Origin of the sequence: Aestuarium sp. (assembly GCF_023253315.1) — a bacterium.
Lineage (GTDB): Bacteria > Pseudomonadota > Alphaproteobacteria > Rhodobacterales > Rhodobacteraceae > Marivivens > Marivivens donghaensis.
The window spans coordinates 1-9577 of record NZ_JALRGW010000039.1 but is presented as its reverse complement, the minus strand read 5'-3'; the positions used below and the strand labels follow the sequence as shown (position 1 = coordinate 9577).

General features: G+C 54.7%; 10 protein-coding genes and 1 tRNA gene. All 11 read left to right on the top strand.

Annotated elements, in window-relative coordinates; all coding sequences use genetic code 11:
• The coding region (locus tag AC1QQ2_RS13355) for an EF-Tu C-terminal domain-related protein (RefSeq protein WP_479713500.1) at positions 1–232 on the top strand (232 nt) is incomplete at its 5' end.
• A gap of 105 nt (positions 233–337) precedes the next feature.
• Positions 338–1327, top strand: coding sequence for a zinc transporter ZntB (locus tag AC1QQ2_RS13350; RefSeq protein ID WP_479713499.1), 990 nt, complete (start codon positions 338–340; stop codon positions 1325–1327).
• Positions 1328–1398: 71 nt separating this feature from the next.
• Positions 1399–1474: transfer RNA gene (locus AC1QQ2_RS13345), tRNA-Trp, on the top strand.
• Between the two features lie 34 nt (positions 1475–1508).
• Positions 1509–2396, top strand: a complete 888-nt coding sequence (locus tag AC1QQ2_RS13340) for a hypothetical protein (RefSeq protein ID WP_479713498.1) — start codon at positions 1509–1511, stop codon at positions 2394–2396.
• 74 nt (positions 2397–2470) lie between these two features.
• The gene (secE, locus tag AC1QQ2_RS13335) at positions 2471–2665 is read left to right on the top strand and encodes a preprotein translocase subunit SecE (protein ID WP_105234113.1); all 195 of its coding nucleotides are present in this window, start codon (positions 2471–2473) and stop codon (positions 2663–2665) included.
• A gap of 197 nt (positions 2666–2862) precedes the next feature.
• The gene (nusG, locus tag AC1QQ2_RS13330; protein WP_067548389.1) at positions 2863–3396 is read left to right on the top strand and encodes a transcription termination/antitermination protein NusG; all 534 of its coding nucleotides are present in this window, start codon (positions 2863–2865) and stop codon (positions 3394–3396) included.
• Between the two features lie 102 nt (positions 3397–3498).
• Positions 3499–3924: a 50S ribosomal protein L11 gene (gene rplK, locus AC1QQ2_RS13325; RefSeq protein WP_067548392.1), complete on the top strand. Its 426-nt coding sequence runs from the start codon at positions 3499–3501 to the stop codon at positions 3922–3924.
• Between the two features lies 1 nt (position 3925).
• Positions 3926–4618, top strand: coding sequence for a 50S ribosomal protein L1 (gene rplA, locus AC1QQ2_RS13320; protein WP_067548396.1), 693 nt, complete (start codon positions 3926–3928; stop codon positions 4616–4618).
• Positions 4619–4849: 231 nt separating this feature from the next.
• On the top strand, positions 4850–5362 hold the full coding sequence (gene rplJ / locus AC1QQ2_RS13315; protein WP_067548398.1) for a 50S ribosomal protein L10: 513 nt from the start codon (positions 4850–4852) through the stop codon (positions 5360–5362).
• Between the two features lie 71 nt (positions 5363–5433).
• Positions 5434–5808, top strand: a complete 375-nt coding sequence (gene rplL, locus AC1QQ2_RS13310; RefSeq protein ID WP_479713497.1) for a 50S ribosomal protein L7/L12 — start codon at positions 5434–5436, stop codon at positions 5806–5808.
• A 238-nt stretch (positions 5809–6046) separates the two neighbouring features.
• On the top strand, positions 6047–9577 hold a 3531-nt coding region (rpoB, locus tag AC1QQ2_RS13305), incomplete at its 3' end, for a DNA-directed RNA polymerase subunit beta (protein ID WP_479713496.1).

Below are 9577 nucleotides of genomic sequence, written 5' to 3'. Positions count from 1 at the left end.
CCGTCACACACCGTTCTTCGCGAACTACCGTCCGCAGTTCTACTTCCGTACGACTGACGTCACCGGTACCTGCATCCTGCCGGAAGGCACCGAGATGGTTATGCCTGGCGACAACCTGAAACTGTCGGCAGAGCTGATCGCACCGATCGCGATGGAAGAAGGCCTCCGCTTCGCGATCCGCGAAGGCGGCCGTACCGTTGGTTCGGGCGTTGTTTCCAAAATCCTCGCTTAATTCGCGATAGATTTTAAAATCACGAAGGGCCGTCCTGAAGAGGGCGGCCCTTTTCTTTTGCGTTCTGACTTGGTTTGGTTGGGGCAGACCTGAACAGAGGCGCACATGTCAGATACTCCCGTTCTATTTTCGCGCGTTTTGCAAGACGGCCAGTGGCTGGACCCGTCGGCAGATGAGACCATCGCGCAAGCCTTGCGGGAAGATCGACTGGCGTGGGCGCACATCGACGGGAAACACCCTGATGCGGCAGATTGGATATCCCACGAGTTGGACTATCTCGACCTGCAGGCCAGAGAGGCGTTGTTGGATGTCGATACTCGCCCTCGCGCAAAAACGTTAAGCGACGGGATGTTTGTGATCCTTCGGGGGATCAACTTTAACGAAGGTGAAGACCCCGAGGACATGGTGTCCGTCCGAATGTACATCGACGACCATCGGATTGTCACCGTTGCCCGAAAACGGGTGATGGCAATCGAGAAGCTTCAAGAGATGATGGAGCGGGGGCAGGGGCCAGCCACAGCGGGTGAGTTCCTTGTCCTTTTGGCAGAAGACCTCGTTGCTCGCATTTCCGAGTTTCAATCCGAACTCGACTCGACGGCGAATGACCTCGAATATCGGGTTATTCGGGAGAGGGGCGTGAACTTACGGCAGGACGTTGCCAACCTCCGCCTCCAAGTGATTGCTGCGCGGCGATATGTTGGGCCGCAACGAGATGCGCTCAAGACAATCACAGAATCGCCGTCCAAGGTGATTGATCACGACACGCGCCGTGAGATTGAGGAAGAGATGCTCAAAATGACGCGGGTGGCCGAAGATATGGACGAACTCCGTGATCAAGCTCTTGTGTTGCGTGAAGAATTGTCAGGCCAACTAAGCGATCAGGTGAATAGAAACACCTTTGTCCTATCGATGTTGTCAGCGGTTTTCTTACCGCTCGGGTTTTTGACGGGGCTATTTGGCGTGAATGTTGGCGGAATGCCGGGTGTAAGCAATGCTCATGCCTTTTTCCTCCTCTGCCTGTGGTGCGTCGGAATTTTCGTTCTTCAGATCAGCCTTTTAGGACTTTGGCGGTTGTTTACGCGCCATCGGAAGTGAAGGATTGTGACGAAAGGCAATTTGGGGCCTTGATTCCCCCTGTTGCCTGTTTTAATCACCGCCTCGGCCATAGGGGTATAGCTCAGCTGGTAGAGCGACGGTCTCCAAAACCGTAGGTCGCGGGTTCGAACCCTGCTGCCCCTGCCACTCCGGTCCTAGTTGGACCTAAGAGGAGTTTTTAGTGCCTCGACAGATCGAACTTTCCTTGCATCTCGGTCCGCACAAAACTGCGACGACGCATTTGCAGCGTTCGATCCTCAATCACCAAGAAGAGATTATTGCCGCTGGCGTTCGGGCCTATGGTCCAGATTATTTGCGTCAACGTGGTCGAAACATCCCTAATTTGTTTGGTTTGACCCGTTGGGGCGCGCGGCGTGCAGCGCGACGTGAGCCAATGGATCAGCTCAAGTTCTTGGCAAAGTCGGGTTGGCGCGTGTTGCTGTCCGAAGAGAACTTTCTGGGGCAGTTGCATCGCGATGATGGCACGTTGGCGTTGCCCGTTTACAGTGATGCTGCAGAACGTATTTCGGACCTCGCCTCAAACTTTCCAGGAGTGGCTGTGCGCGTGTTCCTTGCGGTCCGCCAGTCCGACACGTTTTTAGAATCGGCCTATTCGCAAACCCTCTTTGCTGGGAAGTTTCTGCCGCCTGATCAGTTTGTCGCGCAGCATCAGCCCGATCAGGTTGATTGGGCTCAGATGATGACGGCAATTTCGGCGATTCCCAACGTGTCGCTGCATGTGTGGCGCTATGAGGACTACCATCAGGTCTTTCCGACGCTGATGAAACGGATGTTGCGCTGGAAGCTAGGTGGAACGGTCAAACCGTTTGGGCGTACATTGCACGCGGGTCTTTCTGCTCAAGCGGTTGAACAGGTCATGGCTTGGGCACAGGAGGGGCGCGAGGGTGCATTGGCGATGGACGCACGCAAGATGTTACCCGTTGGGCCTGATCGCCCACGGTTCACTCTATATGATCAGGCGGTAAAGGACGCGGCTGCTTTGGATTATCAGAGGCAGTTCGACACCATTTGTCAGTTGCCCGACATTGATGTGATCCGTCCTGCCTGAGGTGCCGCTTAAGGCAAGGGTTGAATTGCCCGTCTGAACTGCGTAAATGCGGCCCGTAACGCAGAGGATACATCATGGCACGGACTAACCCCGTTCAATTCATCCAGCAGACCCGCGCAGAGATTGCGAAAGTGGTTTGGCCGACCCGCCGCGAAGTCGTGCTGACGACTGTAATGGTCTTTGTGATGACCGTGCTTTTGGCGCTGTTCTTCTCCGCAACGGACATGCTGATCCGTTTCGGTTTGTACGATTTGATCCTCAATCGTTAATTCGCCCATCAGCGAAAATCGGCTAACCCCCCTTGTAATCATAGGGTTACGGCGGTAATAGCCACAAACTCCGGATGGGCGTGCGGCGAATCGTGTTGCGCGCCGATTTTCTTTTGTCCGGGAATGGTAGCGTAAGCTGCTGTGTTACAATGGAATTTACGGCCTAAGCGGGCCCAGTACGGCGAGGTGTCGGAGACATGGCGAAACGGTGGTATTCGGTAAGTGTGCTCTCGAACTTCGAGAAGAAGATCGCCGAGCAGATCCGTGCCAAGGTTGAAGAGCAGGGTCTTGAGGCCCAAATCGATGAAGTTCTGGTCCCGACTGAAGAGGTGATCGAAGTTCGTCGCGGTAAGAAAGTGACCACTGAGCGCCGGTTTATGCCGGGTTACGTTCTGGTTCACATGGAAATGTCTGATGAGGGGTATCACCTCGTCAACTCGATCAACCGGGTAACTGGTTTCCTTGGTCCTCAGGGCCGCCCGATGCCGATGCGCGATGCAGAAGTTCAGGCGATCCTTGGCCGCGTTGAAGAAGGTCAAGAAGCGCCGCGCGTCGAGATCAGCTTCGAGGTGGGTGAGAAGGTCAAGGTTAACGACGGTCCGTTCGAAGACTTCGACGGCATGGTCGAGGAAGTAGATGAGATCAGCCAGCGCCTGAAGGTGACGGTTTCGATCTTCGGCCGCGCTACGCCGGTCGAACTGGAATTTACTCAGGTTACTAAACAGTACTGAGTTTATCACGTGGGAGGCTGAGCGAGCGCGCTCGTAAAGCTGGACCACACAACGATTAACCTGACGCACGCGTGCGGAGGGTGTTGGAAAAAGGAGAGGCCAATGGCCAAGAAAGTAATGGGTCAGCTGAAGCTGCAGGTTCCTGCAGGTAAAGCAAACCCTTCCCCGCCCGTAGGTCCTGCGCTGGGTCAGCGCGGCATCAACATTATGGAATTCACGAAGGCCTTCAACGCGAAGACCGCTGACATGGAGCCGGGCGCTCCGTGCCCGACCGTGATCACCTACTACCAAGACAAATCCTTCACCTTTGAGATCAAGACGCCGCCGGCATCTTACTACCTCAAAAAAGCTGCTAAGCTTCAGTCGGGTTCCAAAACCCCTGGTAAAGCAGTTGCAGGTTCTGTCACCGTTGCTCAGGTGAAAGAAATCGCAGAGGCCAAAATGAAGGACCTCAACGCAAACTCGATCGAAGCCGCGATGCAGATTATTCTGGGTTCGGCTCGCTCCATGGGCATCGAGGTGAAGTAAGATGGCTGGTAAGCGTATCACAGCAGCACGCGCTGCATTCGAAGGCAAAGAGAACCTGAAGGTAGCTGACGCTATCGCTCTGGTTAAATCTAACGCTTCTGCCAAATTCGACGAAACCGTTGAGATTGCGCTGAACCTCGGTGTTGACCCGCGTCACGCCGACCAGATGGTTCGTGGCACTGTCAACCTGCCGAACGGCACAGGTAAAACTGTTCGCGTTGCTGTTTTTGCTCGTGGCGACAAAGCTGAAGAAGCTAAAGCTGCTGGTGCAGACATCGTTGGCGCAGAAGACCTGATGGAAATCGTGCAGGGCGGCAAAATCGAGTTCGAACGTTGCATCGCAACTCCGGACATGATGCCGATCGTTGGTCGTCTGGGTAAAGTACTCGGTCCGCGCAACCTGATGCCGAACCCGAAAATCGGCACTGTGACCATGGACGTTGCTGAAGCTGTTAAAGCAGCTAAAGGCGGTCAGGTTCAGTTCAAAGTTGAAAAAGCTGGCGTTATCCACGCTGGTATCGGCAAAGCTTCCTTCGACGCGAAAGCACTCGAAGAGAACCTGCTTGCTTTCGTTGACGCTGTTCAGAAAGCAAAACCGACCGGTGCTAAAGGCGCATACATGAAAAAAGTCTCGATCAGCTCCACAATGGGCCCGGGCGTTTCTGTAAGCGTTGAATCCGCGACTGGTAACTAAGAATTTTTACCGCTTCGGCGGTGAAATGGCAGGGCTGTAACGGCCCTGTCCTGTCCGAGACGGAGGGTTGGGGTTGCCCCAATAATTCCTTCCTGAGATGGGAAACGAGATAAATTTCCGTTCGCTTACAGAACGGGCGATTTGGCTCGGGACCCTGAAACGGACCCGAACGGCCCTCGACTTTCGGGGGTCAACTTGAGCCGGGGGAAACCCCAAACTTGGAGTGAAACTGTGGATAGAGCACAAAAAGAGAAGCTGGTCGAAGAGCTCGGCCAAATCTTTGAAAGCTCTGGCGTCGTAGTGGTTGCCCACTACGAAGGCATGACAGTTGCTGAAATGCAGGACCTGCGCGCTCAAATGCGTGAAGCGGGCGGTTCCGTACGCGTTGCCAAGAACAAGCTCGCCAAAATCGCCCTTGAAGGTAAGCCTTGCGCAAGCATCGCAAACTACCTGACGGGCATGACCGTGTTGTCTTACTCGGAAGACCCTGTGGCAGCTGCCAAAGTGGTCGACAAGTTCGCTAAAGCTAACGACAAGCTCGTTATCCTTGGCGGTGCTATGGGTGAGAACGCACTGGATGTCGCCGGCGTTAAAGCCGTCGCACAAATGCCGTCCCGTGAAGAGCTTATTGCTTCGATCGTTGGCTGCATCGGTGCGCCTGCTTCGAACATCGCTGGTGCCATTGGCGCGCCTGCATCGAACATCGCGAGCATTCTTTCGACTATCGAAGAGAAAGCTGCATAAGCAACCAATTGCCCTCGTAGGGATTAATCATCTCGCGTTGGAACACACTTAAATCGAACGGAAAGCATAAAATGGCTGATCTGAAAAAACTTGCTGAAGAGATCGTTGGTCTGACCCTTCTCGAAGCACAAGAACTGAAAACCATCCTCAAAGACGAGTACGGCATCGAGCCTGCTGCTGGTGGCGCTGTAATGGTTGCTGGCCCGGCTGCTGGTGGCGAAGCTGCTGCTGAAGAAAAAACTGAGTTCGACGTCATCCTGAAAGACGCTGGCGCTCAGAAAATCAACGTCATCAAAGAAGTTCGCGGCATCACTGGTCTCGGCCTGAAAGAAGCTAAAGACCTCGTTGAGGCTGGCGGCAAAGTCAAAGAAGGCGCTTCGAAAGCAGAAGCAGAAGACATCAAAGCGAAGCTGGAAGCAGCTGGCGCGAAAATCGAACTGGCCTAATCGCCTGTTCTCGGCCCCTAGGGTCGTGCAAATTCGGCTGGATCCGCGATATCGCGGGTCCAGCCAAACCTGTCTTAGCGGAACGTTAAACTAGAAAACGCTCTCCTCAGGTAGGTTCCACAGTCGGGAGGCCCCCCTTGGGACGGGGGCCAGGAATAGACAGGAACAACCTTCTCAATGGGGAAATGTCGCGGCCCCGGCGACATGGACCCGCAGAGATCGAAAGGTGACACAGCACATGGCTCAGACCTTCCTTGGCCAGAAACGCCTGCGTAAGTACTACGGTAAGATTAACGAAGTTCTTCAAATGCCGAACCTCATTGAGGTTCAGAAATCGTCTTATGACCTGTTCTTGCGGTCTGGCGATGCCGATATGCCGCTCGACGGCGAAGGCATTAAAGGCGTTTTCCAATCGGTATTCCCGATTAAAGACTTCAACGAAACGGCAGTTCTTGAGTTCGTAAAGTACGAACTTGAAAAGCCGAAGTTCGACGTCGAAGAATGTATGCAGCGCGACCTGACTTACGCAGCACCGCTCAAGGTGACCCTGCGTTTGATCGTATTTGATGTCGACGAAGACACAGGTGCGAAGTCGGTTAAAGACATCAAAGAACAAGACGTGTTCATGGGCGATATGCCTTTGATGACCACCAACGGCACCTTCGTCGTTAACGGTACTGAGCGTGTTATCGTTTCCCAGATGCACCGTTCGCCGGGCGTATTCTTTGACCACGACAAAGGCAAAACCCACTCGTCGGGTAAGCTGCTGTTCGCATGCCGTATCATCCCATACCGTGGTTCGTGGCTCGACTTCGAATTCGACGCAAAAGACCTCGTCTTTGCGCGCATCGACCGTCGCCGCAAACTTCCGGTCACGACTCTTCTCTATGCTCTCGGCATGGATCAAGAGGCGATCATGGATGCATACTACAACACTGTTGAATTCTCGCTCGACAAGAAGTCCAACGGCTGGGTCACGAAGTTCTTCCCAGAACGTGTGCGTGGCACCCGTCCAACCTATGACCTGATCGACGCTGCAACGGGTGAAGTGATCTGCAAAGCAGGCGACAAAATCACTCCGCGTGCTGTGAAGAAACTGATCGACGAAGGTTCGGTTAAGAACCTGCTCGTTCCGTTCAACCACATCGTCGGCAAGTTCGTCGCAAAAGACATCATCAACGAAGAGACAGGGGCGATCTACGTTGAAGCTGGTGACGAGCTGACGCTCGAGATGGACAAAGACGGCGAAGTTATCGGCGGCACCGTGCGCGAGCTTCTCGACGCTGGCATCACCGATATTCCGGTTCTCGACATCGATAACATCAACGTTGGTGCATACATCCGTAACACCATGGCAAGCGATAAGAACATGAACCGCGACGGCGCGCTCATGGATATCTACCGGGTCATGCGTCCGGGTGAACCGCCGACCGTTGAATCCGCATCGGCTCTGTTCGATTCCCTGTTCTTCGATAGCGAACGCTATGATCTCTCGGCCGTTGGTCGCGTGAAAATGAACATGCGTCTGGCTCTCGATGCAGAAGACACACAGCGCACCCTGCGTAACGAAGATATCGTTTCGTGCATCAAAGCGCTTGTCGAATTGCGTGATGGCAAGGGCGAAGTTGACGACATCGACCACCTCGGCAACCGTCGTGTTCGTTCCGTTGGCGAGCTGATGGAAAACCAATACCGCGTTGGCCTGCTCCGCATGGAGCGCGCGATCAAAGAACGTATGTCGTCTGTCGAAATCGACACCGTCATGCCGCAAGACCTAATCAACGCGAAACCGGCAGCGGCTGCTGTTCGTGAATTCTTCGGCTCTTCGCAGCTGTCGCAGTTCATGGACCAAACCAACCCGCTGTCCGAAGTGACCCACAAGCGTCGTCTTTCGGCTCTCGGGCCGGGCGGTCTGACCCGTGAACGCGCTGGCTTTGAGGTTCGCGACGTTCACCCGACCCACTACGGTCGTATGTGTCCGATTGAAACGCCGGAAGGTCCGAACATTGGTCTGATCAACTCGCTGGCAACCTTTGCTCGCGTGAACAAATACGGCTTCATCGAAACACCGTACCGCAAGGTCATCGAAGGCAAAGTAACTGACCAAGTCAGCTACATGTCGGCGACTGAAGAAATGCGCCACACTGTTGCGCAGGCGAACGCTACGCTCGATGAGAATGGCAACCTGATCAACGAATTCGTTTCGACTCGTCAGTCGGGCGAATACACGCTGGCTCCAAAAGAGAGCGTGGACCTGATCGACGTTTCGCCGAAACAGCTCGTTTCGGTCGCTGCGGCGCTCATCCCGTTCCTCGAAAACGACGACGCTAACCGCGCTCTCATGGGCTCGAACATGCAACGTCAGGCAGTTCCGCTCCTGCAGGCTGAAGCCCCGCTGGTCGGCACCGGTATGGAAGAAAAAGTTGCGATCGACTCTGGCGCTGCGATCACTGCACGCCGCGCAGGTATCATCGACCAGGTCGATGCGACCCGTGTTGTTATCCGCGCAACCGAAGACCTCGAAGTTGGTGATCCAGGCGTTGACATCTATCGTCTCCGCAAGTTCCAGCGTTCGAACCAGAACACCTGCATCAACCAGCGTCCGTTGGTGAAAGTGGGCGACAAAGTTGGCAAAGGCGAAGTTATCGCTGACGGCCCGTCGACCGATATGGGTGAACTGGCTCTGGGTAAGAACGTGATCGTCGCGTTCATGCCGTGGAATGGTTACAACTACGAAGACTCCATCCTGATCTCTGAGCGCATCGTTAAAGACGACGTGTTCACCTCGGTTCACATCGAAGAATACGAAGTTGCGGCACGCGATACGAAGCTCGGGCCGGAAGAAATCACTCGCGACATCCCGAACGTCGGTGAAGAAGCGCTGCGCAACCTCGACGAGGCTGGCATCGTGTACATCGGCGCTGAGGTTGGACCAGGCGATATTCTCGTTGGTAAAATCACACCGAAGGGCGAAAGCCCGATGACGCCGGAAGAAAAACTCCTCCGCGCTATCTTTGGTGAGAAAGCGTCTGACGTCCGTGATACCTCGCTGCGTCTTGCACCGGGTGACTACGGTACTGTTGTTGAAGTTCGTGTATTCAACCGCCACGGCGTTGAAAAAGACGAACGTGCTCTGCAGATCGAGCGCGAAGAGGTCGAAAGCCTCGCTCGCGACCGTGACGACGAGCTCGGCATTCTGGACCGCAACATCTACGCTCGTCTTAAGGACATGATCCTTGGTCAGGAAGCTGTGAAAGGCCCGAAAGGCTTTAAGGCGAACTCTATCGTAACCGAAGAGTCGCTGTCTGAGCTGAGCCGTGGCCAGTGGTGGCAGATTGCTCTGAAGGACGAAGACACTGCAAAGATCGTCGAAGCCCTGAACGAGCAGTACGAAGCTCAGAAGCGCCAGCTTGACGCACGTTTCGAAGACAAGGTCGAAAAAGTCCGCCGTGGCGACGACCTGCCGCCGGGCGTGATGAAAATGGTCAAAGTCTTCATCGCGGTTAAGCGTAAGCTTCAGCCGGGCGATAAGATGGCAGGCCGTCACGGGAACAAAGGTGTTATTTCGAAGGTTGTTCCTATCGAAGACATGCCGTTCCTCGCTGATGGTACTCCGGTAGACTTCGTGCTGAACCCGCTGGGCGTTCCGTCGCGTATGAACGTTGGTCAGATTCTTGAAACCCACATGGGTTGGGCATCGCGTGGTCTGGGTCTCCAGATCGACGAGGCTCTGCAAGAATACCGTCGTTCGGGCGATATGACCCCAGTT

Excerpts from the sequence above, each read along its gene's own strand:
- nusG (WP_067548389.1), top strand. The coding sequence starts at position 2,863 with ATGGCGAAACGGTGGTATTCGGTAAGTGTGCTCTCGAACTTCGAGAAG.
- AC1QQ2_RS13350 (WP_479713499.1), top strand. The coding sequence starts at position 338 with ATGTCAGATACTCCCGTTCTATTTTCGCGCGTTTTGCAAGACGGCCAG.
- secE (WP_105234113.1), top strand. The coding sequence starts at position 2,471 with ATGGCACGGACTAACCCCGTTCAATTCATCCAGCAGACCCGCGCAGAG.
- rplK (WP_067548392.1), top strand. The coding sequence starts at position 3,499 with ATGGCCAAGAAAGTAATGGGTCAGCTGAAGCTGCAGGTTCCTGCAGGT.
- rplA (WP_067548396.1), top strand. The coding sequence starts at position 3,926 with ATGGCTGGTAAGCGTATCACAGCAGCACGCGCTGCATTCGAAGGCAAA.
- rplL (WP_479713497.1), top strand. The coding sequence starts at position 5,434 with ATGGCTGATCTGAAAAAACTTGCTGAAGAGATCGTTGGTCTGACCCTT.